19 protein-coding genes and 1 pseudogene are annotated in these 24,275 nt (G+C 64.7%); 7 read left to right on the top strand and 13 right to left on the bottom strand.

What is annotated here, in order from left to right; genetic code table 11:
* From EN745_RS08775 to EN745_RS08785, 3 genes are all read right to left on the bottom strand, one after another.
* Nucleotides 1–942 (bottom strand): 3-oxoacyl-[acyl-carrier-protein] synthase III C-terminal domain-containing protein (locus EN745_RS08775; RefSeq protein WP_127421039.1); only part of this gene is annotated, 942 nt, incomplete at its 3' end.
* A gap of 309 nt (nucleotides 943–1,251) precedes the next feature.
* Entirely contained in the window at nucleotides 1,252–1,701 is a 450-nt protein-coding gene (locus tag EN745_RS08780) for a DNA polymerase III subunit chi (protein ID WP_127421040.1), read from the bottom strand.
* Nucleotides 1,702–1,720: 19 nt separating this feature from the next.
* Entirely contained in the window at nucleotides 1,721–3,205 is a 1,485-nt protein-coding gene (locus EN745_RS08785) for a leucyl aminopeptidase (protein ID WP_127421041.1), read from the bottom strand.
* A 348-nt stretch (nucleotides 3,206–3,553) separates the two neighbouring features.
* On the opposite strand from EN745_RS08785, the gene lptF reads away from it, so the two are divergent.
* From lptF to rsmA, 6 genes are all read left to right on the top strand, one after another.
* On the top strand, nucleotides 3,554–4,750 hold the full coding sequence (gene lptF / locus EN745_RS08790; protein WP_127421047.1) for an LPS export ABC transporter permease LptF: 1,197 nt from the start codon (nucleotides 3,554–3,556) through the stop codon (nucleotides 4,748–4,750).
* Between the two features lie 2 nt (nucleotides 4,751–4,752).
* A complete protein-coding gene (gene lptG / locus EN745_RS08795; RefSeq protein WP_126055641.1) occupies nucleotides 4,753–5,835 on the top strand; it encodes an LPS export ABC transporter permease LptG in 1,083 nt (360 codons plus the stop codon).
* A complete protein-coding gene (locus EN745_RS08800; RefSeq protein WP_189362997.1) occupies nucleotides 5,835–8,261 on the top strand; it encodes an LPS-assembly protein LptD in 2,427 nt (808 codons plus the stop codon). Before lptG ends, EN745_RS08800 begins: the two co-directional genes overlap by 1 nt.
* Before the next feature lie 185 nt (nucleotides 8,262–8,446).
* Nucleotides 8,447–9,370, top strand: a complete 924-nt coding sequence (locus EN745_RS08805) for a peptidylprolyl isomerase (RefSeq protein ID WP_127421043.1) — start codon at nucleotides 8,447–8,449, stop codon at nucleotides 9,368–9,370.
* An 89-nt stretch (nucleotides 9,371–9,459) separates the two neighbouring features.
* Nucleotides 9,460–10,488: a 4-hydroxythreonine-4-phosphate dehydrogenase PdxA gene (gene pdxA / locus EN745_RS08810; protein WP_127421044.1), complete on the top strand. Its 1,029-nt coding sequence runs from the start codon at nucleotides 9,460–9,462 to the stop codon at nucleotides 10,486–10,488.
* 25 nt (nucleotides 10,489–10,513) lie between these two features.
* The gene (gene rsmA / locus EN745_RS08815) at nucleotides 10,514–11,344 is read left to right on the top strand and encodes a 16S rRNA (adenine(1518)-N(6)/adenine(1519)-N(6))-dimethyltransferase RsmA (RefSeq protein ID WP_126055645.1); all 831 of its coding nucleotides are present in this window, start codon (nucleotides 10,514–10,516) and stop codon (nucleotides 11,342–11,344) included.
* 39 nt (nucleotides 11,345–11,383) lie between these two features.
* Here the strand turns inward: rsmA and EN745_RS08820 are convergent, their stop codons facing one another.
* The 10 genes from EN745_RS08820 to fabD form a co-directional block, all read right to left on the bottom strand.
* Nucleotides 11,384–11,758 (bottom strand): response regulator, encoded by a 375-nt coding sequence (locus EN745_RS08820; protein ID WP_127421045.1) that lies wholly within the window; start codon nucleotides 11,756–11,758, stop codon nucleotides 11,384–11,386.
* Nucleotides 11,755–15,363 carry a CheR family methyltransferase gene (locus tag EN745_RS08825; protein WP_126055647.1) on the bottom strand — a complete coding sequence of 1,203 codons (3,609 nt, stop codon included), beginning with the start codon at nucleotides 15,361–15,363 and terminating at the stop codon, nucleotides 11,755–11,757. Before EN745_RS08825 ends, EN745_RS08820 begins: the two co-directional genes overlap by 4 nt.
* Nucleotides 15,317–16,417 carry a chemotaxis protein CheB gene (locus EN745_RS08830; RefSeq protein WP_126055648.1) on the bottom strand — a complete coding sequence of 367 codons (1,101 nt, stop codon included), beginning with the start codon at nucleotides 16,415–16,417 and terminating at the stop codon, nucleotides 15,317–15,319. Before EN745_RS08830 ends, EN745_RS08825 begins: the two co-directional genes overlap by 47 nt.
* Nucleotides 16,418–16,670: 253 nt before the next feature.
* Complete coding sequence (gmk, locus tag EN745_RS08835) at nucleotides 16,671–17,345, bottom strand: guanylate kinase (RefSeq protein ID WP_245487668.1); 675 nt, start codon at nucleotides 17,343–17,345, stop codon at nucleotides 16,671–16,673.
* A gap of 5 nt (nucleotides 17,346–17,350) precedes the next feature.
* Nucleotides 17,351–18,241, bottom strand: coding sequence for a YicC/YloC family endoribonuclease (locus tag EN745_RS08840; protein ID WP_127399753.1), 891 nt, complete (start codon nucleotides 18,239–18,241; stop codon nucleotides 17,351–17,353).
* Between the two features lie 245 nt (nucleotides 18,242–18,486).
* Entirely contained in the window at nucleotides 18,487–19,722 is a 1,236-nt protein-coding gene (gene mltG / locus EN745_RS08845; protein WP_127421046.1) for an endolytic transglycosylase MltG, read from the bottom strand.
* Nucleotides 19,723–19,923: 201 nt separating this feature from the next.
* Nucleotides 19,924–21,186, bottom strand: a complete 1,263-nt coding sequence (gene fabF / locus EN745_RS08850; protein WP_126055651.1) for a beta-ketoacyl-ACP synthase II — start codon at nucleotides 21,184–21,186, stop codon at nucleotides 19,924–19,926.
* Between the two features lie 34 nt (nucleotides 21,187–21,220).
* Nucleotides 21,221–21,457 carry an acyl carrier protein gene (locus EN745_RS08855; protein ID WP_006203723.1) on the bottom strand — a complete coding sequence of 79 codons (237 nt, stop codon included), beginning with the start codon at nucleotides 21,455–21,457 and terminating at the stop codon, nucleotides 21,221–21,223.
* Between the two features lie 212 nt (nucleotides 21,458–21,669).
* Nucleotides 21,670–22,407, bottom strand: coding sequence for a 3-oxoacyl-[acyl-carrier-protein] reductase (gene fabG, locus EN745_RS08860; RefSeq protein ID WP_127399752.1), 738 nt, complete (start codon nucleotides 22,405–22,407; stop codon nucleotides 21,670–21,672).
* Between the two features lie 57 nt (nucleotides 22,408–22,464).
* Nucleotides 22,465–23,406, bottom strand: a complete 942-nt coding sequence (gene fabD, locus EN745_RS08865; RefSeq protein WP_127399751.1) for an ACP S-malonyltransferase — start codon at nucleotides 23,404–23,406, stop codon at nucleotides 22,465–22,467.
* A 269-nt stretch (nucleotides 23,407–23,675) separates the two neighbouring features.
* Here fabD and EN745_RS08870 point away from each other — a divergent pair.
* A pseudogene (locus tag EN745_RS08870) lies at nucleotides 23,676–24,275 on the top strand (hypothetical protein); the annotation flags it as partial.

Here is a 24,275-nt window from a genome sequence, read left to right on the forward strand (position 1 = left end):
GAGGAACAGCAGCCTGGCGCCCGGCGCGATCCGGCAGTCACGCCGCGCGACGTCCAGCGCGAAGGGAATGGAAGCGGCGACCTGGTTGCCGTAGCGGGCGGAGATGTCGACGAGTTTCTCCGGCGCGAAGCCGGTCTGGCGCGCCATATGCGCCAGCGCGAACGGGCTTGCCTGATGCGGCACGACGAGGTCGACATCCTCGCGCCGCCAGCCGGCGCGCTGCAATAGCTCGGTGACGAAGCCGCTGAAGTGGCGCGAGGTGACGCGAAACAATTCCTTGCCGTCCATGTGGAACAGGCTGTGGCGGGCAAACTCCTCCGGCTGGCGATTGAAGTCGAAACGCGTGCCGCCCGAGCCGATGCCGCAGGCCTCGTAGGCCGAGGGATAGGTGCGCATCAGACTGGCGACCACCCTGCCCTCACCCGGTCCGCCTTTTTGCAAAATCGCCGCTGCCGCGCCGTCGCCGAATAGCGCCGCGACCTCCGGTTGCTCCTTCCAAGGCAGAGCCCGCGAGGCGATCTCCGAGGAGAACACCAGCGCCGTGCTGAATTGCCCGGCCTCGACCAGGCGCGAAGCGGTTTCGAAGGCGGTGAGGAAGCCGAGGCAGGTGCTGTTGACGTCAAAGGCGGCCGCCGAGCCGTCAGCAAGGCCGAGGCGTTGCATGACCAGCGGCGCGGTCGCGGGCAGCGGCTGGTAAGGCACGCCGCAGCCGCCGATGATCAGGTCCACCGCGCCGGGTTTAACCCCTGCATCGGCGAGTGCAATGCGCGCCGCGGCGCAGGCCAGATCGATCTGCGTTTCGCCCTCGCAGACATAGCGCTCGACGACACCGGTGGCGGCTTCGAGCCGGCCCTCGGCAAGGCCAAGCCTTTCCTCCAGTGCGCGCGAGGTCACGCCCCCTGCCGGCACCGCCCCGCCGGTTCCGATGATTTTGATCCGCATCCTCACCCCATCGTGAGCTTGCGTGCATCTAATGCATAAAGCGGTTCAGGTGCGATAGCCATGATGCCGGCCAGAGGTGAAGGCTAGCCGGACGGGAGTCGCTTTCGCGCTGATACCGTCCGTCGGCGCCGCCCCTCATTGCCCTACCGGGCATTTCTCCCCGTTTGACGGCGAGAAAGGCGCCATCACGGCTGGTTTCGCCAACTGCGGGCGTTGCAGGATGAGCCAACGGCGCGGCCATCCTCTTCCCCCTTCACCATACGGGGAGAAGGTGCCGGCAGGCGGATGAGGGGCGGCGCAGTATGGAACCTACGCCTTGCGCTCCCAGCGGCGGTCCGGCGTCTGCTGCCAGTAGGTCACGGTGTGGCCGGCTTCCTTGATCGTCTTCCAGTGGCCGCGTGCGCCTTCCAGTTGCGCGGCGTCATGGCCGTCGAACAGGAACACGGCGCGCTCGTACCCCGACAGGTCGGCGGGCGCCGCGCCGTCGACCAGGAAGCGTATCTGCGCGGCGTTCGGGTTGCCCTCCCCCGTTGTGAGCAGGATCGGCTGCTCGGCCGGATAGGCTTCGCGGTCGGTGGCGTGCGCCAGGAAGGAATCGTCGCGGAAGATCCACAGATGTTGGTCGAGCGCGTCGCGCCGCTCCTCGGTGCCGGTCTGCACCACGGCGCGCCAGCCGCGATCGACACTGCGCTCGAGCAGCCCCGGCAGCGCCTCCTCCAGCGTCGATTCGGTCAGATGGTAGAACAGGATTTCGGCCATGATCGCGCCTCGAACGGCCTTATCCCTCGTAGTGGTCGCGCACGAGACGGTCGAGCAGCCGCACGCCAAAGCCCGAGCCCCAGGACTGATTGATCTCGCTCGGCGGCGAGCCCATCGCCGTGCCGGCGATGTCGAGATGCGCCCACGGTGTCTCCTTGACGAAGCGCTGCAGGAACTGCGCGGCGATGATGGCGCCGCCGTAGCGGCCGCCGATGTTCTTCATGTCGGCATTCTTGGAATCGATCAGCTTGTCGTATTCGGCGCCCAGCGGCATGCGCCACAGCCGCTCCTGCGTCGCTTGCCCGGCGCCCGCCAGACGGTCCGCCAGTTCGTCATTGTTGGAGAACAGGCCGGCATAGTGCTGGCCGAGCGCGACCATGATGGCGCCGGTCAGCGTCGCCAGGTTGATCATGAATCTCGGCTTGAAGCGGTCATTGGTGTACCAGAGAGCGTCGGCCAGCACGAGGCGGCCTTCGGCATCGGTGTTCAGAACCTCGATGGTCTGGCCCGACATCGAGGTGACGATATCGCCGGGGCGCTGGGCGTGGCCGTCGACGGCATTCTCGACCAGGCCGATGACGCCGATGACATTGGCCTTGGCCTTGCGGGCGGCAAGCGCGTGGATGAGCCCTGTGACGGCCGCGGCACCGCCCATGTCGCCTTTCATCTCCTCCATGCCTGATGCCGGCTTCATCGAATTGCCGCCGGTGTCGAAGGTGACGCCCTTGCCTATGAAGGCGACCGGCGCGTCCTTGGCCTTGCCGCCCTTCCAGTGCATTACGGCCATGCGGGCGCCGCGCGGCGAGCCTTGCGCGACGCCGAGCAGCGAGCCCATGCCGAGCTTCTTCATCTCCTTCTCGGTCAAAATCTCGACCTCGACACCGAGTGCCTCGAGTTCCTTGGCGCGCGCGGCGAACTCCACCGGGCCAAGCGCATTGGCCGGCTCGTTGACGAGATCGCGCGCGAGAAGCACGCCGCCAATCACCGCCGCCTCGTCGGCAAAGGCCTTTTTCGCAGCCGTGGGGTCGGCGCAGTGGATCGTCACCTTGACCGGCTTCTTCGGCTCGTCCTTGTCCTTCTTGGTCTTGTACTTGTCGAAGGAATAGCTGCGCAAAAGAATGCCCGCGGCGACGTTGGCGGCCTGCCTGCCGCCGGCCTCAGTGCCCGGAACATCGAACACGACGGCGACTTCGGTCGCCTTGCGCAGCGAGGCGGCAATGGTGCCGCCGAGCCTCAGCCATGCCTGGTCGTCGAGGGCGGAAGCCTTGCCGGCGCCGACCGCCACCAGGCGGTCGATCGAGGTGCCCTCCGGCGCCAGCACCTCGGCGACGGTGCCGAACTTGCCGGAAAAGTCGGCCACCGGGAACGCTCGAGCGAGCGCGCCGGCCGGGTCGCAAGCCTTGCCGGCTTTGCCTACGGCACCGTCGTCGGCCGCCAGCACGAAGACGCTGCCCCTTTTCGGCGCGGCGAATTTGGCGAAGGCAATAGAGGGTGTCGAATTCATCAGAACCTGCTTTCGGGGGTAGGTGCCGGACAACGGCTTTCAAGAGTGCGCGACATTTGGTCGTTTTCCATCATTTGGCAAGACTTTGGCCGAAATCGCAGCCTATATCGCCGCCGCAACCATCAGTGGATTCGTCGCGGCATGGCCCCGATCTCCTGCCGTAACATATTGTTAACCATCAATGTTTTGCATTTCTTATGCATTGCCCTCGACACTCCGGCCGGCCGGGGCGCGTGATGTGGAACAGGAACCAGGTCGAGGCGCCAATGCAGCCAGTTGTACTGCCGTCGCCGGATGACTACCTTGTCGGCGGGCATGATGCCGTTCGGCAAAATCGAGAAAGCCTTCATGAAGGTCGTTGAACGCTACATCATGCGTCGCGCATCGACGGTGTTCCTCGCTGCGCTGACCTGGACGCTGGCGATCGTGTGGACGACCCAGGTGCTGGCCAAGATCGATCTCGTCACCGACAGCGGCCAGTCGGCGCTGACCTTCTTCGAGGTCGCGGCGCTGATCATCCCGTCGATCATCCCGATCGTGGTGCCGTTCGCGCTGGTGGTGGCGGTGGCGCAGACGCTGAGCGTCATGAACACCGATTCGGAACTTGCCGTGATCAACGCCGCCGGCGCCTCGCGCTGGACGATCGGGCGGCCGATCCTGCTGCTGGCGCTCGCGGCCAGCGTCCTTTCCTTCGCCGTCGACAATGGCGTCGACCCCTATGCCAGGCAGAAGAACCGCCAGCTGGTGGCCTCGTCACGCGCCGACCTTCTTTCGCTGATCATCCAGGAAGGCACGTTTCGCAAGATCGACGACGGCCTGTTCCTGCAGGTCGGCGAACGCCTCCCGGACAACAGGCTCGGCGGCATCTTCGTGGCCGATTCGCGCGAGGAAGGCGCCAACCTGATCTACTACGCCAAGTCTGGCAGCATCATCGAAAAGGGCGACGAGAAGGTGCTGATGATGAATGACGGCGTCATCAACCGCAAATCGCTGACCGGCGACCTGTCGGTGATCCGCTTCACCTCCTACGCCTTCGACCTCTCTGCCTTCATGTCGGCGGCGAACGAGATCACGCTTCTGCCGAAGGACCGCACGACGCAGTATCTGCTCAACCCGGATCCCAACGACAAGATGTTCCAGCGCAAGCCGGCCAGCTACAGTGCCGAGCTCGACCAGCGCTTGTCCGAATGGTCCTACCCTCTGGTGTTCGCGCTGATCGCGCTGGCGGTGGCGGGCGACGCGCGCTCGCACCGGGAAGCGCGCATCCACCCGTTGATCACGGCCATCGCAATCGCCCTCTTCGTGCGCTGGCTTGGCTTCTTCGCCGCCGGCAAAGCCGACAAGGTGCCGCTCTATGCCTATATGGTCTACGGCGTGCCGATCGTGGCCTCGGCTGTCGCCACCTGGTTCATCGTTTCCTCGAGGTCGATGGAGCTGCCGGCAGCCTGGGCGGACTGGATGACCAACCTCGCCGGCCGCGTCGGCGAGACTTGGACCGCCGTCAAGCTGCGTCTTTCCCGGCGCGCCTCCGGCCAGAGGGTATGACGATGGGCTGGACGCTGGGCCGCTACTTCTTCTTCCGCTATGTGTCGATCACCATCTGGTTCTTCCTCGGCCTTCTGGCGCTGGTGTTCCTGATCGACTTCACCGAGCTGTCCGGCCGCACCACTGGCCTGCCCGGCTTCACCTATGGCACCGCCTTCGCCATTTCGGCGCTGAGGATGCCGATGATCATGCTGCAGACCGTGCCGTTCGTCGGCCTGTTCTCAGCGATGGCGACGCTGGTGTCGCTCAACCGCAAGTACGAGCTCGTCATCGCGCGCTCGGCCGGCGTCTCGGCTTGGCAGTTCCTGCTGCCCTGCTGCATCGGCGCGCTTCTGTTCGGCGTGCTGTCGGTCGGCGTGCTCAATCCCATCGCGGCGCACGGCTTCTCCTGGTCCGAGCAGATGGAAAACAAGTTGCGCGCCGGCAATTCCAACGCCGTCCCAGCCGACACGACGCCTTGGATACGGCAAAAGACCGCTTCCGGTGACACCATCATCGGTGCCCGGGCGATCCTCAACCAGGGCCTGGAAATGGCCGACGCGGTCTTCTTCGTACTGGACCAGCAGGGCAATATCGTCGAGCGCAAGGACGCGGCGCGCGCCTTCCTGCGCGATGGCTATTGGGAACTGCAGGACGTCAAGGTGTTCAAGGACGGCAATATCCGCCCGGCAACATCCGATCGGGTCGAGACCAACCTCAAGCCCGAATTCGTGCAGGAAAGGCTGGCGCGCCCGGAAACCATCCCCTTTTACGACCTGCCCGGCAAGATCGAGGTTGCCCGATCCTTCGGGCTGAAGGCAAATGCCTTCGCCATGCAGTTTGATTCGCTGGTGGCGCTGCCGTTCCTCCTCGTCGCCATGACGCTGATTGCGGCAACAGTTTCAATGCGATTTGCGCGTATGGGGCAGTCGGCAACGATGATTCTGGGTGGCGTCCTCGCCGGCTTTCTGCTTTATGTCGTTTCGGTATTGGTCAAGGCATTCGGCGTGGCGGGATTCGTCCCTACGGCGGTGGCCGCATGGGTTCCGGTTGTCGTGGCTATGTTCTTCGGGGTGACATTTCTGCTATACAAGGAAGACGGCTAGTGAGGGAGGCGGTTTTGCGCAGCCATAGGCAGGCCGGTTTGGCACGCCTTTATGGGGCGAGCGCCTTGGCATGTCTGTTCGCCTGCGCGGCGCCGATGGCACCGGCGCTGGCGCAGGACGTCACCGACATGGCGACGAAGGTTCCCTCCGGCACGCAGATGCTGCTTGCCGCCGACACGCTCGTCTACAACAACGACAACAACACGGTGACCGCCGTCGGCGGCGTGCAGATCGACTACGGCGGCAACAAGCTCGTCGCCCAGCGGGTGGAATACAACCGCAACACAAAGCGCCTCGTCGCCAGCGGTGCGGTCGAGCTGATCAACAGCGACGGCACCAAGATCAATTCCGACCATATCGATATCACCGACGACTTCGCCGACGGCTTCGTCAACGCGTTGCGCGTCGAGACCGTCAACAAGGCCTATTTCGCCTCCGAAAGCGCGGAGCGCATGGGCGGCGTGCTGACCACCTTCCACAACGGCGTCTACACGGCTTGCGAACCCTGCGAGGACAAGCCGGACAGCGCGCCGACGTGGCGCGTCAAGGCGCGCAAGATCATCTGGAACGGCGAGAAGAAGACGGTCCGCTTCGAGAACGCGAATTTCGAGTTCTTCGGCTTCCCGCTCGGCTATCTGCCGGCCTTCGAGATCGCCGACCCGACGGTGAAGCGCAAGAGCGGCTTCCTGATCCCCGGTATCGTCTACAAGAGCGACCTCGGCATCGGCGTCAAGGTCCCCTACTACTTCGCCCTGTCGCCGACCTACGACCTCACCGTCACCGGCACCGGCTACACCAAGCAAGGTTTCCTCGGCGAGGCCGAGTGGCGCCAGCGCTTCAACAATGGCGAATACAGCCTGAAGATCGCCGGCATCCATCAGCAGGATCCCGACGCCTTCATCGACAGCGGCATCCGCAATGTCGATTCGGGCGCGGCGGGCGATCCGAACAAGTTCCGCGGCATGATGGGCACCAAGGGCCAGTTCGCCATAAATGAGCGCTGGAACTTCGGCTGGGACGTGCTGCTGCAGAGCGACAAGAATTTCTCACGCACCTATGCGATCGACGGCTACAGCGAGACCGTTCACCAGTCGTCGGTCTACCTGACCGGCCTCAACGACCGCAATTATTTCGACATCCGCGCCATGCGCTTCCAGGTGCAGGAAAACACGCTGGCCAGCGACCCGTCGGCGCGCAGTGGCCAGCAGCCCTGGGTTTTGCCGTCGCTCGACTATGCCTATATCCCCGATATGGCCGTGGCCGGCGGGCAATTGTCGATCAATGTCAATGCGCGGGTCATCAGCCGCGACTCTCTCGATGAATCCTTCACCGAGGCCTATAATTCGAGCACGCCCACGCTGCGCGTCCCCGGCATCGCCGGGCAGAATGGTCGCATGACGGCCGAAGCCGAATGGAAGCGCACGTTTACCACCGATGGTGGCCTGCAACTGACGCCGCTCCTGGCGCTGCGAGGCGACGCCAGCTATCTCAACGCCGACTCGGCCTCGCTCGCGGCCATAAACGAGATGGCTGCCAATCCCCTGATAGCCACCACCGCTGACATGAAGTCGTCGCTCGCCCGCTACATGGCGACCTTGGGTCTGGAAATGCGCTGGCCGGTCCTGTTCTCGATGGCGAACTCCAGCCACATCGTCGAGCCGATGGCGCAAGTGTTCGTGCGTCCCAACGAGCAGTATGTCGGCGGCCTCGCCGTTCCCAACGAGGATGCGCAGAGCTTCGTCTTCGACGCCACGACGCTGTTCGAGCGCGACAAGTTCTCCGGCTATGACCGCATGGAAGGTGGTACGCGCGCCAATGTCGGGTTCCGCTATTCCGGCGCCTACGGCAATGGCTGGAGCACCAACGCCATCTTCGGCCAATCCTACCAGCTCGGCGGCGAGAATTCGTTCACCGCACCCGACCTGGTCAATGTCGGCGCTTATTCTGGCCTCGACAAGCCGACCTCCGACTATGTCGGCCTGATCGGCTTCAACAGCCCGAGCGGCTTCTCCGGCTCGCTCAGCGGCCGCTTCGATGAGCAGACCTTCGACGTGAGGCGCGCCGAGGTGAAGGCCGCCTATTCCGGCCTGCCGGTTTCGCTCACCGCCAAATATGCCTTCATCCAGGCGCAGCCGCTCTACGGCTTCGAGACCGATCGCCACGAAGTGACGCTCGGCGCCTCGACGCACCTTGCCGAGAACTGGCGCGTCTTCGGCACCGGCACCTACGACCTGAAGCAGAGCGTTCTGGTCAAGGACGGAGTCGGTTTTGCCTACAATGATTCCTGCTTTACGTATCTGATGACGTTCTCGGAATCGCGCGACCTTGCGACCAAGGAAGTGTCGCAGAATGTCGGCTTCAACCTGTCGTTCCGTACACTTGGCGATTTCGGTTCGTCGACAAGCGCCATCGACACCATCCAGTGACGGCGGGCCAACGACATGGTTTCGCCGCATAGGGCTGGCAGGGGTCTCAGTTACATTGCGCGTGCCCGCGAAATCGAAGCGATTTGCGGAAAGGATCATGCGCCAAATCAGGTACTGCAGTGTCCGTTGCGGGTCCGAGGGGACGCGCGGCGCTGTCGAAGCGGGACAGAATTGGGATAGGTGAGATGAGGAAATTCCTGTTTTCAGCAGGCTTCGCGCTGCTGGTGGCGGCGACCTCGGTTTCGATCATGGCGACGACGCCGCCTGCCTTCGCCAGCACGATCAAATATGTCGTCAACAACATACCGATTACCACAGGCGACATCGCGCACCGGGCCGCGTTCCTGAAGCTGCAGCACAAGAAGGGCGACGCCGGGCAGGAGATGATCGACCAGACGCTGCGCCTGGCCGAAGCCAAGCGGCTCGGAATCCGCATCACCGACGCCCAGGTCGACGCCGCCTATCAGCGCTTTGCCACCACCAACAAGATGCAGCTCAAGCAGCTCGACGGTATCATGGCACAGTCGGGCGTGACCAAGGAGCACTTCAAGGACTTCATCCGCACCCAGATGGCCTGGAACCAGGCGCTGGCGGCCCGCTATCGCTCCGGCGAGGGCGGCGCGGTGACTGAGCAGGACGCAGTGCGGCGGATGCTGGACAAGGGCGGCAGCAAGCCGACCGCCATGGAATATATGCTGCAGCAGGTGATTTTCGTGGTGCCTGCCTCGGAGCGCAGCGCGACGCTCGCCAAGCGCAAGCGCGAGGCCGACGCCATGCGCGCCCGCTTCAATGGCTGCAACACCACGCGTGAATTCGCCAAGGGGCTGATCGACGTAACCGTGCGCGATCTCGGCCGTGTGCTGGCGCCGCAATTGCCGGCTGACTGGGCCGACCAGATCAAGGCGACCAAGGTCGGCGGCGCCACCGCCACGCGCGAAACCGAGCGCGGCATCGAGTTCATCGGCATCTGCTCGTCGCGCGAAGTGTCCGACGACAAGGCAGCGCAGATGGTGTTCCAGAGCGAGGGCGGCAACGACAAGGACGCCGACGAGCTTTCGAAGAAATATGTCGACGAGCTGCGGAAGAAGGCCAAGATCGTCGAGCGCTAGATTGGCAGGGTTTTGGGCGTGAGTGAACGAGACGACAGAGCCACCTCCTGTCCATACCCGGGCAGATCGCCCCGCAAGACGACCTAGACATGCGCAAGACCGATGCCCCGCTGGCCGTGAGCGTTGGCGATCCTTCCGGCGTCGGCCCGGAAATCGCCATCGCAGCCTGGCTCGCCGGTGAAAGTGCCGGCGTGCCGCCCTTCTACCTGCTTGCCGATCCGGCCCTGATCTCGGCGCGAGCGCGCCATATTGGCGCCAGCATAGCCATCGTCGAAACGCTGCCTGCGCAGGCCGCGCGGATCTTTTCCCGGGCGTTGCCGATCATCCCGCTCGACGCCGGCCATGTCGACAATCCCGGGCGGCCCGACACGGCCAATGCCGCCGGCACCATCGAGGCCATCGACCGCGCAGTGGCCGACTGCCTTGCCGGGCGCGCCGCGGCGGTGGTCACCTGCCCCATCGCCAAGAAGCCGCTCTACGATGCCGGCTTCCGCTTTCCCGGCCACACCGAATATCTGGCGCATCTGGCGGCACGGCAGACTGGCGTCAAGGTGACGCCGGTGATGCTGCTTGCAGGCCCGGAGTTGCTCACGGTCCCGGTCACCATCCACATCGCGCTCGCCGATGTACCCAAGGCGCTGACAACGGAGCTGATTGTCGCCACCGGACGCATCACCGCCGCCGATCTTGAGAACCGCTTCGGCATCGCCAGGCCGAGGCTCGCGGTCGCCGGCCTCAACCCGCATGCCGGAGAGGGCGGCACGATAGGGCTGGAGGACAATCTGGTCATCCGTCCGGCGATCGAACAACTGAAGGCGGAAGGCATCGATGCGTTCGGGCCGCTGCCGGCCGACACCATGTTCCACCCGCGGGCGCGGGCCGGCTATGACGCGGCGCTCTGCATGTACCACGACCAGGCGCTGATCCCGGCCAAGGCGCTGGCCTTCGACGAGGCAGTCAACGTCACCCTCGGGCTGCCCTTCATCCGCACCTCGCCCGACCACGGCACCGCCTTCGACATTGCCGGGCAGGGAATTGCGCGCGCCGACAGCCTGATCGCGGCACTGAAGCTCGCCCGCCGGCTGGCCGACAGCGGGGCGGAGGCTGCCGCCGCATGAGCCGCATCGCGATGAGCCCGGCCGCATGACGATCGACGGCCTGCCGCCGCTGCGCGAGGTGATCGAGCGCCATGGGCTGCAGGCAAAGAAGGCGCTCGGCCAGAATTTCCTGCTCGACCTCAATCTGACCGGCAAGATCGCACGCGCCGCCGGCGACCTCGCCGACACCACCGTGATCGAGGTCGGACCCGGCCCCGGCGGATTGACGCGGGCGCTGCTGTTCAATGGCGCCAGGCGGGTCGTCGCCATCGAGCGCGACGAGCGCTGCCTGGAGGCGCTGGCGCAGGTCTCCAATCACTATCCCGGCCGGCTGGAGGTCATCCCCGGCGATGCGCTGAAGACGGATTTCGCCGCGCTTGCCGGAGATGCCGGCGGACCGGTGAAGATCGTCGCCAACCTGCCCTACAATATCGGCACGGAACTCCTGATCCGCTGGCTGACGGTTTCCGAATGGCCGCCCTTCTACCAGTCGATGACGCTGATGTTCCAGCGCGAGGTGGCCGAGCGCATCACCGCTGCCCCAGGCAGCGACGCCTATGGGCGGCTCGGCGTGCTGGCCGGCTGGCGCACGCAGGCCAGGATCGCTTTCGACGTGCCGCCGCAGGCCTTCACCCCCCCGCCGAAGGTGACGTCGTCGGTGGTGCACCTGGTGCCGCGCGCAACACCCTTGCCGGTCGAGGCAAGGAAGCTCGGCCGCGTCACCGAGGCGGCTTTTGGTCAGCGCCGGAAAATGCTGCGGCAAAGCGTGAAAAGCCTGGGCGGCGAGGCCTTGCTGGTGCGCGCCGGCATTGATCCGACCCGCCGCGCCGAGACGCTCGATGTCGAGGAATTTGTAAGGCTGACGAACGCGATCTGATGCGCTCTTTCCATCTGCACTTGCGCGAGAAAGGGAGAATCAGCGCCTGCGGAAATGCGCGACCGCTTCGGTCAGCGCCTTGGGATCGACGGGCTTCGACAGTCTGGGCGACTGCCGGAACGCATCGGGAAAGACGCTCGAGCTGTCGTAACCGGTCAGGAACAGGAAAGGGATGCCGCGCGAAGCCAGCAACTCGGCTATCGGAAAGCTCCGTTCGCCGTTCAGATTGACGTCCAGGACGGCGCCGTCCAGCTCGATGCCATCAATCTCCTGCAGGGCCTGTTCGACCGAGGCGGCGGGGCCGATTACCAGGCAGCCCGAATCCGTCAACTGATCCGAAAGGTCGAGCGCGACCAGGAACGCATCCTCGACGACGAGAATGTGCAGACCGGAAAGAGACGTTTGCTCATTCATACCTTGCCTGGAGCAGGCAGGGACAAATAGTCGATCATTTCCGACTTGGGCAGTGGAATGCGCAAAAGGCACTCCAACCCGGAGGGTTTGAACTGCAAATCGACATTTCCACCTAGCTCGTACTCCAAACTCTGCTGGATGAAAGTGGTTCCAAAACTTCTTTTCGGCGGCCCCTTCACCTTCGGCCCGCCGCTCTCCTTCCAGTCGATCGACAGGGTTTCCGAGCCTTCGATGCGCCAGGAAACCTCCACGCGGCCCTTTTCAGCGGAAAGCGCGCCATATTTGGCGGCGTTGCTGGCCAGTTCGAAGAACACCAGGCCGAGCGTGGCCGCCGCGCTCGCATTCAGCCGGAACACCGCTCCATGAACGTCGAGGTTCTGGCCGTCCTTGCCGCCGTAGGAAGACAGCGTCGCCCGCACCAGATTTTCGAGGTCGGCGCCTCCCCATTGATAGGAAGCCAGCAATTCGTGCGTGCGGGCCATCGCCTGCAGGCGGGCGTGGAAGGCGCTCGCGAAATCGTCGAGCGAACCCGATGAACGCACCATGCGCGAGGTGAGCGCCGTGACGGTGGCGAGGATGTTTTTCACGCGATGCTGCAATTCGTGCAGCAGCCGCTCCTGGTTGCGCTCGGCATCCTTGTGGCTGGATATGTCGATGACGGCGGCGATCGCGCCGCGCACATTGCCGAATTCGTCGAACAGCGGGTTGGCCGACATCGTCACGTCGACGTTGTCGCCATTGGCGCGCGCGATCCGCGCTTCAAAACCGGGAATGGCCTTGCCTGTCCGCATCACCTTCAGCAAGGGTTGATCGGCGGCGCCCACCGCGCTGCCGTTCATCATCAGCGGCAGGACGGCGGGCATGGAACTGAGCTTGTCGTCTGTGGCGGGCCGGCCTGCGAGCTCCACCGCATGGCGATTGGCGCGGATCTCCTCGCCATTGCCGTCCTCGGCGATGAAAATGCCGACCGGCACGAGATCGAGGAGGGTCTCCAGGCTGTCGACACGATTGCGCAGGTCATGCGAGAGCGCGCCGATCTTCTCCTCCGCCTGCGCTATCTGCGTGACATCGACAAAAGTGACGACCACGCCGGCGATGACATTGTCAACGGTGCGGTAGGGCAGCACACGCATGATGTAGCGCCGACTGCCTTCGGCACCCTCGATCTGACGCTCGATGGTGCCCAAACGCCGCAGAACCTGCTCGATATCGGCCTGCAGGCCGTCGGCGGCAAAGCGTGGGCGCACATGCGCAAGCGGCCGGCCTACGTCGCTTTCGACCAGCCTGAACAGATCCCGCGCCGTTGGCGTGAAACTCTTGATGCAGAGGTCGCGGTCGAGGAACACGGTCGCGATCTGCGTGCTCTCCAGAAGATTGGCCATGTCGTTGTTGGCGCGGCTGAGCTCGTCGACGCGGATGTTGAGCTCGGCGTTGACGGTCTGCAGTTCCTCGTTGATCGACTGCAGCTCTTCCTTCGAGGTTTCCAGCTCCTCGTTGGACGACTGCAGCTCCTCATTGATGGAAGACAGCTCCTCGTTGGAGGACTTCAGCTCCTCATTGGAGGATTCAAGCTCCTCCGTCGTGATCTGCAGGCGCTCCTTGGTTTCCCGGAGCTCCTTTTCGAGTTGGCTGACATTGGCGCTTTCGACGTCGTCGGTGGTGTGGACGGGCTCGCTTTCGGGCTCCGGCTTGATGCCACCGACATCGCGGAACACCAGCATGTAGAGCGGGTCCGAGCCGGCCTCGGCCGGCAGCGGCTGCACGACGAGGCTGATCACCTGGCGGCCGCCATTGGTGCCGATGTTGATCTTGTTCTGGATCGCCACCTGGCCGGTGCTGACCGCCTTGTGCAACGCCGCCCTCAAGTCCATCCGCAGCCCGCGCCGCGCCATGGAAAAGACGTTGGAGTCCGGAGCGCCGGCGGCAAGCTCCAGATATTTTCCCGTGCCGCCCGAAATGTGGATGAGTTCGCCGGCAGCGTTGATCACCACATAGGCGGGCGAATAGCGGTCGAGCAGCAGCCGTTCGGCGCTTTCCTGCAGGGTTCCGGTCGTCGCTCGCTGGCGCACATGCGGGGCCTGCCGGGCCGCGGCGGCGAGCGGGAATTCAGGCAGCCGCTGCGCCGTGATGCCGGCACGCTTCTGGAACAGGCGACTGGGCTTGTCGATCGTCGAAAACAGCCGCCCGTGACGGGTGACGTTCTCGGAGGATCCGAGGAACAGGTAGCCATTGTTGCGCAGGGCGTAGTGGAAGATCGGCACGATCTTCTCCTGCAGCTCCGGACCCATATAGATCAGCAGGTTGCGGCAGGCGATCAGGTCGAGCTTGGAAAAGGGCGGGTCGCGCAGCAGGTTGTGCGACGAAAACAGGCAGACCTCGCGAAGCTCGGACGCGACACGGTAGGTACCGTCCTCGCGGGAGAAGAATTCTTTCAGCCGCTTCGGCGTGATGTCGGTCGCGATGGTTGCCGGATAGCGCCCGGCGCGGGCAACTTCCAGAGCGCGCTCGTCGATATCGGTGGCGAATATCTGTAGGTTGGGCGAAGCGGCACCGCGCGGCGCGTTCTCCCTGAGCAGCATGGCAATCGAATAGGCTTCCTCGCCGGTGGCGCAGCCCGGCACCCAGACCCTGATCGTCTCGTCCGGCTTGCGTCCCTCGAAAAGCCTGGGGATGACAAGGCGCTCCAGCGCATCGAACGCATGCGGGTCGCGAAAGAAGCTGGTCACGCCGATGAGGAGATCCTGGAACAGGAGATCCACCTGCTGCGGCTCCTCGCGCAGCCTTTCGTAGAAGGCAGCCGGATCGTCGATCTGCAGCACCTGCATGCGGCGCTGGATGCGCCGCAGGATCGTGTTGTCCTTGTAGCCGCTGAAATCATGACCGGTGCGCATGCGAAGCAAGGCGGCGATCCGCGAAAGCTGCTCGGCGACGTCGCGCTTGTGGCGGTCGCGCTCGCTGTCGATGCGGCTGGGGTGGCGGAAATAGCTGACCAGCTTCTCGGCCATGTCCTCGGCCGGAACCACCATGTCGACGAGCCCGCTCTGGACGGCGCTGCGCATCATGCCGTCATACTCGGCGCTTTCCTGCGCGAGCGTGAGCCCGCCGCGCTCCTTGATCGCCCGCAGCCCGATCGTGCCGTCGCTGCCCGTCCCGGAAAGGATGATGCCGGCCGCGTTTTCCACCTGCTCCTGCGCAAGCGAGGTGAAGAAGTCGTCGATCGGCGTTCGCCTGGCGCGCGTGGTCGCCATCCTGGCGACGTGGAAACGACGGTTTTCGACTGTCACCGAGACCCCCGGCGGGATCACGTAGATCTTGTCCGGCTCGATCTCTATACCCTCGGCCGCGGTGAGCGTCTCGATCGAGGTGCAACGCTGGATGATGCTTGCCAGCACGCTCTCATGCTCGGCGTCCAGATGCTGGATCACCACATAGGCAAAACCGCTGTCGGCCGGAACTTCCGGAAAGAATTTCTGCAGTGCCCCGATGCCACCCGCCGACGCGCCTATGCCGATGATGGGAAAGGACCCATCGGCAGGCGCTCTCGTGCCATCGTCTTGGCTAGCCCGCTTTTTCCTTCCTGCTGCCTTCTTCGGTGATTGCGCCATCGTCCGTTACCTGCGTTCGCCTGCTTTCCAGGATGCGCTCGATCACCCTGGCGTCCGCCTCGTATTCCTTGGCTCTTTTGTCCCACTGCGTGGCGAACTGTGAGCGACCCTTCGTCTTTTCTCGCTCGGCCATGCGCCGGGTGAATTCGGCACGCTGCTGATGCGAGCGCAGCAGGCTCCACAATATCTCGTCCGCCTCGACCGCCTGGGCCTCCATCATCGCGTCGGCGGTGAAGGCATGCCCGGTATGGCACCGATAGCGCAGCATGTCACCGTCTTCGATCTCCCACAGGGGCCCGTGGCATTCCGGACATGTAAACACCGACAATTCGCCGAGTCGATCTTCTTTCTTCATGGTCGAATGCTCCTGCGCGGCGACCGCCGCCTCCAGCCTGACACTGGACGGGGCGGGCAAGGTTTTGCCAGCCGGCTCGGCTGCCAGCCTTGCCAGCAAGCCACCCAGCTGCGCGGCGGGCAGACAATGGTCGACATCGACATGATGCAGCGCGCTTCGCACCATAGCCGGCACCAGCGTGTCGCTCGGGTGCTGGACGACGGCCAGCCCGCCGACCGCCTTGATGGCCCTGAGGCCCGCCGTGCCATCGGAAAGGGAGCCTGACAACAGCACGCCGATGACACTGGCGCCGTAGCTCAGCGCGGCCGACCGGAAAAGCGGGTCGATGGCCGGCCGAGCCAGATTTTCGCGCGGTCCGCGTCTCAGCATCATGTGGTCGCCATGCAGCAGAAGGTGGAAGCCCGGGGGAGCCACATAGACATTGCCGGTCTTGAAGGTCGCGCCGTTCCTGGCGACCGAGGTCTTCAGCCGGGCGGCGCGATCAAGGATTTCCGCCAGATAGCTGACCTGGCCGACATGCAGCACGACGAACACGGCTGCCGGCAGATCGGCGGGCAGGTCGCTGACGATCAGCTTCAGCGGTTCCACCCCACCGGCGGAGGCGCCGATTACGATGACGAAGCGGTTGAGCGCGGCAGGCGTCGCCCTGCGTGTCTCATCGTCGTCTGCGGCTGCGACTGGTTCTCGCACTTCGGCCATTGCACCATACCAGCGTCACGGAACGCGCTCCCCCTCGGCCTCAAATCAACAATGGGCGAAGGGAAACTATGTTCCACGGCAATCCCCCTGCCGCCACAAGCAAGAGGGATGGCGGTAAGCACAATTCCAGGAAAAGTGCGTACCGGCTTTCCGTCCGGAATTGCGTAAAAACAAATACTTAGAGCGAGGTCAGCGATTCCATGAAACACTGAGCCGCACTAGCCGCGCGGCTCGGCGAGGCTAAAATGCCGCTCTACTCCGTCTTCTCGTCCAGCAGCCCCGAGACGAAGTCGAACAGGCCGGGGCGGCGATCGCGGCGCAGGCGCTCGGCGGTGACGATGCCGCGCACCTCGGCGAAGGCGCGGTCGAGATCGTCGTTGACGATGACGAAATCGTATTCCTTCCAGTGCTCGATCTCGAGGCGGGCGTTCTTCAGCCTGGTTTCTATCACCTGCTCCTGGTCCTCGGCGCGGCGCTTCAGCCGCGCCTTCAATTCCTTCATAGACGGCGGCAGGATGAAGATCGAGACGATGTCGGCGCGCATCTTCTCCTTGAGCTGCTGGGCGCCCTGCCAGTCGATGTCGAACAGCATGTCGCGTCCCTGCGCCAGCGCCAGTTCCGCCGGCTCGCGCGGCGTGGCGTAGCAGTTGCCGTGCACCTCGGCCCATTCGAGCAGGGCGTCGGAATCGCGCAGCCGCTCGAACTCGCGCATGGTGCGGAAGTGATAGTGCACGCCTTCGATCTCCGAGCCGCGGCGCGGCCTGGTGGTGACAGAAACCGACAGCTCCAGGCTGGTATCGCTTTCCAGGAGGTTGCGCGCGATCGTCGACTTGCCGGCGCCGGATGGCGACGACAGGACCAGCATCAGACCGCGGCGGCGGATGCGGGCCCCCAGATCCCTGGCAACCATCGGCTCCTTGGCAACCATCCGGGTCACTCCAGATTCTGAACCTGTTCACGAAACTGATCGACGACCGCCTTCAGTTCCAGCCCGATGGCGGTGACCGCAGCGGCATTCGACTTCGAGCACAGCGTATTCGATTCGCGGTTGAATTCCTGCGCCAGAAAATCGAGCTTGCGGCCGATGGCGCCGCCATTGGCAAGCAGCACACGCGCGGAAGCGACATGCGTCTTCAGCCGGTCGATCTCCTCGCGAATGTCGGCCTTGGTGGCGAGGAAGGCCGCTTCCTGGTGCAGGCGGCTGGCGTCGAGATTGGCCGATGCGTCCATCAACAGGCGGACCTGCTCGGCGATGCGGTCGCGGATCGCCGCCGGCTCGCGCGACGGATCGGCCTCGGCCTTCAGCGTCAGCGCCTCGATGGCGTCGATGTGGCCGGCAAGCAGCAAACGCAGCGCGGCGCCCTCGCCCTGGCGCGCCATTTCCAGCCCGGTCAGCACCGTTTCGAGCGACGCAAGAATAGCGCCGTCGAGCGCTGCCCGCGCCTCCTCGGTTTCGATGGTCTCGGGAATGTCGAGGACGCCACGTAGCGCAAGCAGCCCGTCGGCGGTTGCGGGAGCAACACCAAACTGTTCCTGCAGGCGCTTGGCAAGCCCGGCCAGATCCTTGAGGAAGGCCTCGTTGACCACCGGCTGCACCTGATGGCCGGCAGCGCGGCCGACCGTCAGCGTCGCCTGGAAATTGCCGCGCGAAAAACGCTTCTGGATCGTCTGCCGAACGGCCGGCTCCAGCCGCTCGAAGCCTTGCGGCAGCCGCAATCTGACCTCGATGCTCTTGCCGTTGACCGACTTCACCTCCCAGGCGATCGAATTGCCGTCATATTCGGCGACCGCCCGTGCAAAACCGGTCATGCTTTGCAGATTCATGATGCCCTTGCGCCCCCTTGCGCGCGGCCGCGGATGACCGCGCAACCCATGCGGTCCAGCGTTTCATGGAATCGCCCAACCGCTCCAACTATTTGTTTCCACGCAATTCCAGACGGAAAACCGTTCCGTGCTTTTCCTGGAATTGCTCCATAAACTCAGCGCTCTCCAATCAGGCGCCGCCGTCAAAATATCAATGCGCCCCTTGCCGCCGAGTGCCAAGGGACAAGTTCAAAAACCGTTTATCGCTATTGGGCGGCGCCCGCATCGCCGCCGGCGTCGCCACCCGCATCCCCATCGGCCGGCGCGTCGGTCTGGCCCTCGACCTTTGCGGCGCCGGCCTTGGCGGCGTCCTCGGCCTGCTTCTTCTGCAGCGCGCGGTAGCGGGCAACGTTCTGGTTATGCTCTTCGAGCGTCGCGGCGAAGACGTGGCCGCCAGTGCCGTCGGCGACGAAATAGAGGTCATCGGTCTTCGACGGGTTGGCGACGGCCTCAAGCGCCGCTCGGCCTGGGTTGGCGATCGGCGTCGGCGGCAGGCCGTTGATGAGATAGGTGTTGTAGGGCGTCTGCTTGTCGATGTCGGACTGGTAGATCGGGCGATCGGCGGGTTTTCCCTTGCCGCCGAACAGGCCGTAGATGATGGTCGGATCGGACTGCAGCCGCATGCCCTTGGCCAGCCGGTTGAGGAAGACGGCGGCCACGCGCGAGCGCTCGTCGCCCCTGCCCGTCTCCTTCTCGACGATCGAAGCCAGCGTAACGAAATCCTCGACATTGGCGATCGGAAGATCCGGCGCGCGCCGCTCCCAGACATCGTCAACCAGCTTCTTCTGGTCGCCGAGAAGCTTGTCGATCATCTGCTGGCGCGTGGCGCCGCGGGTGAAGCGCAGCGTGTCGGTGGCAAGACTGCCCTCCGGCGGCATGGCCGCGGGCATGTCGCCGCTCAGCGCGTCCTGCTCGGCGATGCGCTGCAGCGCCTGCTCGACCGTCAGCCCCTCGGGGATGGTCAGCGAATACATCACCGACTTGCCGCTCTTCAGGAGTTCCATGATGTCGCGCATCGAAGCGCGCGGCTTGATCTCGTATTCGCCGGCCCTGAGCGCGGAATCATTGCCGGTCGCGCGCACACCAAGGCGAAAGATGCGAGCGTCGCTGATCAGGCCGCGCCGCTCGAGCTGGTCGGCGATGTCCTGGACGCCGGTGTTCGGCTTGACCAGGAAGGTGTCGCCGTTGGCCGACGGGCCGGGCTCGGTGAACGCCTGCTTGCCGAAATAGAGCGCGGCGCCGGCCGCCAGGATCATCAGCATCACCAGCGAGATAACGAAATTCATGAACACGACGACCTGGCTGCGCGAGGCGCGCGAGCGCCTCGGCGGCGGCGTGCCGGCCTCGGGACGCAGCGCCTCGGCCGCCGTCTTCGGGACGATCGGACCAGACGCGGCCTGCTGCTTTCCGAATTCTCCGCTGCCGCCCGGATTTGTGTTCATAGCGCCCTACCATCTGATCTCTTGGAGAGGCGAGCGTCCCAGCGGACGCGCGAACCACGCTCCAACATTTCAACCCTGCGCCTCGTGCCTTGCGAAAACCGGCTCCGACTTTCGGTCCGACGCGCGAATCCCCAAGGGCAGAGTAGGGGCGAATATGGCAAAATTGACGACAGGCCGCGCGAGCGGCCGCCGGCTCCACGCTCAGCCATTGTAACGCTGGAAGACGAGCGAGGCGTTGGTGCCGCCGAAGCCGAAGGAGTTGGACAGCGCCACGTCGATCTGGCGGGCGCGCGGCTTGTTCGGCACGAGGTCGATCGCTGTCTCGCGCTCAGGATTGTCGAGGTTGATGGTGGCGGGCGCCGTGTTGTCGCGGATGGCGAGGATCGAGAAGATCGCCTCCGCCGCGCCCGCCGCGCCCAGGAGATGGCCGATCGACGACTTGGTCGACGACATCGAGATCTTCGAGGCGGCATTGCCGACAAGGCGCTCGACCGCGCCGAGCTCGATCGTGTCGGCCATGGTCGAGGTGCCGTGCGCGTTGATGTAATCGATGTCGGCCGGCGAAAGCTTCGCCCGCTTCAGCGCCGCCGTCATGCAACGGAAGGCGCCGTCGCCGTCCTCGGCCGGAGCGGTGATGTGGTAGGCGTCGCCGGTCAGGCCGTAGCCGGTGACCTCGGCGTAGATTTTCGCGCCGCGCGCCTTGGCATGTTCGAGCTCTTCCAGCACGACAACGCCGGCGCCCTCGCCCATGACGAAGCCGTCGCGGTCGCGGTCATAGGGACGGGAAGCCTTTTGCGGCGTTTCGTTGCGCTCGGTCGACAGCGCGCGGCAGGCAGCGAAGCCGGCCAGCGAAAGCCGGGTCACAGGTGCCTCGGCGCCGCCGGCCAGCATCACGTCGGCATCGCCGAAGATGATCAGCCGGGCGGCATCGCCGATGGCGTGCGCGCCGGTCGAGCAAGCGGTGACGACGGCATGGTTGGGGCCTTTCAGCCCGTGCCGGATCGACACCTGCCCCGACACCAGGTTGATGATGTTTCCGGGAATGAAGAACGGGCTGATGCGGCGCGGCCCGCGCTCGTGCAGGATCAGCGCGTTCTCGGCAATGCCCTCGAGCCCGCCGATGCCGGAGCCGATCATGACGCCGGTCGCGCAGCGCTCTTCTTCGGTGCTCGGCCGCCAGCCGGAATCCTTCAGCGCCTCGTCGGCGGCCACGATCCCGTAGAGGATGAAGTCGCCGATCTTACGCAGTTCCTTCGGCTCGAGCACGGCTTCGGGATTGAGCGTGCCGTTGGAGCCGTCACCGCGCGGAATGACGTGGGCGATCTTGCAGGCAAGATCCTCCACTTCGAATTCGGTGACGCGCTTGGCGGCGCTGCGGCCGGTCAGCAGTTCCTTCCAGCTGTGCTCGAAGCCCATGCCGAACGGCGAAACCAGGCCAAGGCCCGTGACGACGACACGCCTCATCGCAGGTCCTCCCCGATCATGCCTGCGAAAAGCCTCAGGCAGAGGCCTTGTCGATGTACTTTACGGCATCGCCGACGGTCAGGATGGTCTCGGCGGCATCGTCCGGAATCTCGACGCCGAACTCTTCTTCGAACGCCATGACGAGTTCGACCGTGTCGAGGCTGTCTGCGCCCAGATCGTCGATGAAGCTCGCCTGCTCCGTCACCTTGTCGGCATCGACGCCCAGGTGCTCGATGACGATCTTCTTGACGCGCTCTGCGGTGTCACTCATTTGGGGCATCCTCGTCTTATGTTGAGTTGTCTTCGTTAGCGGGCGGAATGCCGCTAATCAAGCTGAAATATGGTCTTGCGGGTAACGCAACGCCACAGGACCGGTTTTTGCCCGAACCGCCGGGTTGCGGGCCGCATTACACGAAAAATGCGGGAGGTCCAAGCCGAAATGGCGCTTTTCACAACCGCCGGACCTTGGTCCGTCAACACACCCTAGATCATCGCCATGCCGCCATTCACATGAATGGTCTGGCCGGTGACATAGGCCGCTTCGTTGGAGGCGAGATAGGCAACCGCGGAGGCGACTTCGGCGCTGGTGCCCATGCGCCGGGTCGGGATCGCCGCCATGATCGTCTCCTTCTGCTTGTCGTTGAGCTTGTCGGTCATGGCCGATTCGATGAAGCCCGGGGCGACGCAGTTGACGGTGATGTTGCGGGTGGCGATCTCCTGCGCCAGCGACTTGGAAAAGCCGATCATGCCGGCCTTGGAGGCGCAGTAATTGGTCTGGCCGGGATTGCCGGTGACGCCGACCACCGAGGTGATGTTGATGATGCGGCCATGGCGGCGGCGCATCATCGGATGGGTCAGCTCACGGGTCAGGCGGAAGACGGCGGTGAGGTTGACCTCCAGCACGCTGTCCCAGTCGGCATCCGACATGCGCACGAATAGGCCGTCCTTGGTGATGCCGGCATTGTTGACGAGGATGTCGACGCCTTCGAGATCGGCCTCCGCCTTCTGGCCGAGCGCCTTGACCTCGTCGCGGTCGGACAGGTTGGCCGGGAACAGCTTCACGCGGTCACCGAGCTCGGCGGCCAACGCTTCGAGCTTCTCGATGCGCGTGCCATGCAGGCCGACGATCGCGCCCTGGCTGTGCAGCACGCGGGCGATCGCCTCGCCGATGCCACCCGATGCGCCGGTGACGAGCGCCTTGCGGCCGGTCAGTTCGAACATTCTTCTCTCCTGATTCCAGAGAACACCCTGCTTATGGGTGGGGTGAAAGTCGCTAAGTTATGCAAACGCCGCAAGCGCCGCCTCGACATCTGCCGCCGTGCCGACGGCACCGGTGGCGACGTCGCGGTTGATGCGCCGCGCCAGGCCAGACAGCACCTTGCCGGCGCCGATTTCGTAGAGCGTAGCGACACCGTTGGCGGCGAACCACTCCACCGTCTCGCGCCAGCGCACGCGGCCCGTCACCTGCGCGACCAGGCGCCGGGCGATCTCGTCGGGATCGCTGGTCGGGGTGACCGTGACGTTGGAGACGACGGGAACCACCGGCGCGCTCTTCGCCACGCCGGCCAGCGCCTCGCGCATGATTTCGGCGGCCGGCGCCATCAGCGCCGAGTGGAAGGGGGCGGAGACCTGCAGCATCAGCGCCCGCTTGGCACCCTTTTCCGTGCACAGCTTCGCCGCGAGCTCGACCGCGGGCTTGGCGCCGGAGATCACCAGCTGGCCGCCGCCATTGTCATTGGCGACCTGGCAGACGGAGCCTTGTGCCGCCTCGGCGCAGGCTGCCTCGACCTCGGCCTGCTCCAGACCGATGATTGCCGCCATGGCGCCCTCGCCCGCCGGCACCGCCGCCTGCATGGCATTGCCGCGCACGCGCAGCAGCCGCGCGGCATCCGCCACGGAAACGAAGCCGGCGGCGGCAAGCGCCGAATATTCGCCCAGCGAGTGCCCGGCGACGCAGGCCACCTTGTCCTTCAGCGAAAAGCCACCCGCCTCCAGCGCGCGGATCGCGGCCAGCGACACTGCCATCAGCGCCGGCTGGGCGTTGGCGGTCAGCGTCAGCGTCTCTTCCGGCCCTTCCCAGATCAGCTTCGACAGTTTCTCGCCAAGCGCGTCGTCGACTTCCTCGAACACTTTGCGTGCCTCGGGGAAGGCGTCCGCCAGGTCCTTGCCCATGCCGACAGCCTGGCTGCCCTGTCCCGGAAAGGTGAATGCGACGGCCATGTCGAGGCTCTCCAATGGCTGATTTTTCCTGCCTGTGGCGCAAGGCGGACGGCCAAGTCAAGCCCGCGGTTGCCCAATGCGACGCCAAATCGCCGCGCGAGTGCCTGTTCCAAAAGACTTTTTTTCGATCACACCTGATGAAAACCGCTCACGAATCGTTTGCTGGCTCTTCTTATTTTCGCCACAGGCCGCTAGCTTTTAGATGACAGTTCCATGACAGAACGGTGACGCGGGTGGAAAAACGCGTTTCGCGGGCCGGGGGAAGTGAAGTGGCAAGGATCAGCAAGGGCGCGGCCAGACCCGCGCCGCAGTTCTTGGAAGACGATCCGTCCACCGGCTACCTGCCGGGGCGGAGATGGCCGATCGTCCGCTACGGTCTCGTCACCCTTCTCGCTTCCGCCATACTGGTGTTCGCGATCGAGTGGATCGTGCGCGGCGATTTTTCCGGCACGGTCGCCTTCTTCCTGCAGCCCTTCAAGCCGGGCTGGACCACCATCATCGTCTTCGCGCTGGTGCTGATCGGGCTCGACGCCGTCATCGGCCGCAGCCACCAAGGCCTGATGATCGTGGCGCCGCTGACGCTGGCGCTGGCCTTTGTCGGTCACCAAAAATCGCACTATCTCGGCGATCCGCTCTACCCGACCGATTTCCTCTATTCCCGCCAGATCATGGCGCTGATGCCGCTTCTGGTGCGCGAACGGCCGTGGACCGCCGCCATGCTGGCGGTGGGGATCATCGCCGGCTTGGCGCTGCTCGCTTATGGCTGGCGCCTGTGGCGCCGCAAGGTGCCGATCCTCAGCCGCAAGGGACGGCTGGCGCGGCTGACGCTGACGGTGCCGCTGCTCGCCTTCTTCGTCTCGATCATGGAT

Origin of the sequence: Mesorhizobium sp. M4A.F.Ca.ET.022.05.2.1 (genome assembly GCF_003998845.1) — a bacterium.
Taxonomy (GTDB): Bacteria; Pseudomonadota; Alphaproteobacteria; order Rhizobiales; family Rhizobiaceae; genus Mesorhizobium.

Bases quoted from the DNA above. Each gene is read 5' to 3' on its own strand.
- EN745_RS08780 (WP_127421040.1), bottom strand. From the start codon at position 1,701: ATGGCCGAAATCCTGTTCTACCATCTGACCGAATCGACGCTGGAGGAG.
- EN745_RS08785 (WP_127421041.1), bottom strand. From the start codon at position 3,205: ATGAATTCGACACCCTCTATTGCCTTCGCCAAATTCGCCGCGCCGAAA.
- lptF (WP_127421047.1), top strand. From the start codon at position 3,554: ATGAAGGTCGTTGAACGCTACATCATGCGTCGCGCATCGACGGTGTTC.
- lptG (WP_126055641.1), top strand. From the start codon at position 4,753: ATGGGCTGGACGCTGGGCCGCTACTTCTTCTTCCGCTATGTGTCGATC.
- EN745_RS08805 (WP_127421043.1), top strand. From the start codon at position 8,447: ATGAGGAAATTCCTGTTTTCAGCAGGCTTCGCGCTGCTGGTGGCGGCG.
- pdxA (WP_127421044.1), top strand. From the start codon at position 9,460: ATGCGCAAGACCGATGCCCCGCTGGCCGTGAGCGTTGGCGATCCTTCC.
- rsmA (WP_126055645.1), top strand. From the start codon at position 10,514: ATGACGATCGACGGCCTGCCGCCGCTGCGCGAGGTGATCGAGCGCCAT.
- EN745_RS08820 (WP_127421045.1), bottom strand. From the start codon at position 11,758: ATGAATGAGCAAACGTCTCTTTCCGGTCTGCACATTCTCGTCGTCGAG.
- EN745_RS08825 (WP_126055647.1), bottom strand. From the start codon at position 15,363: ATGGCGCAATCACCGAAGAAGGCAGCAGGAAGGAAAAAGCGGGCTAGC.
- EN745_RS08830 (WP_126055648.1), bottom strand. From the start codon at position 16,417: ATGGCCGAAGTGCGAGAACCAGTCGCAGCCGCAGACGACGATGAGACA.
- gmk (WP_245487668.1), bottom strand. From the start codon at position 17,345: ATGGTTGCCAAGGAGCCGATGGTTGCCAGGGATCTGGGGGCCCGCATC.
- EN745_RS08840 (WP_127399753.1), bottom strand. From the start codon at position 18,241: ATGAATCTGCAAAGCATGACCGGTTTTGCACGGGCGGTCGCCGAATAT.
- mltG (WP_127421046.1), bottom strand. From the start codon at position 19,722: ATGAACACAAATCCGGGCGGCAGCGGAGAATTCGGAAAGCAGCAGGCC.
- fabF (WP_126055651.1), bottom strand. From the start codon at position 21,186: ATGAGGCGTGTCGTCGTCACGGGCCTTGGCCTGGTTTCGCCGTTCGGC.
- EN745_RS08855 (WP_006203723.1), bottom strand. From the start codon at position 21,457: ATGAGTGACACCGCAGAGCGCGTCAAGAAGATCGTCATCGAGCACCTG.
- fabG (WP_127399752.1), bottom strand. From the start codon at position 22,407: ATGTTCGAACTGACCGGCCGCAAGGCGCTCGTCACCGGCGCATCGGGT.
- fabD (WP_127399751.1), bottom strand. From the start codon at position 23,406: ATGGCCGTCGCATTCACCTTTCCGGGACAGGGCAGCCAGGCTGTCGGC.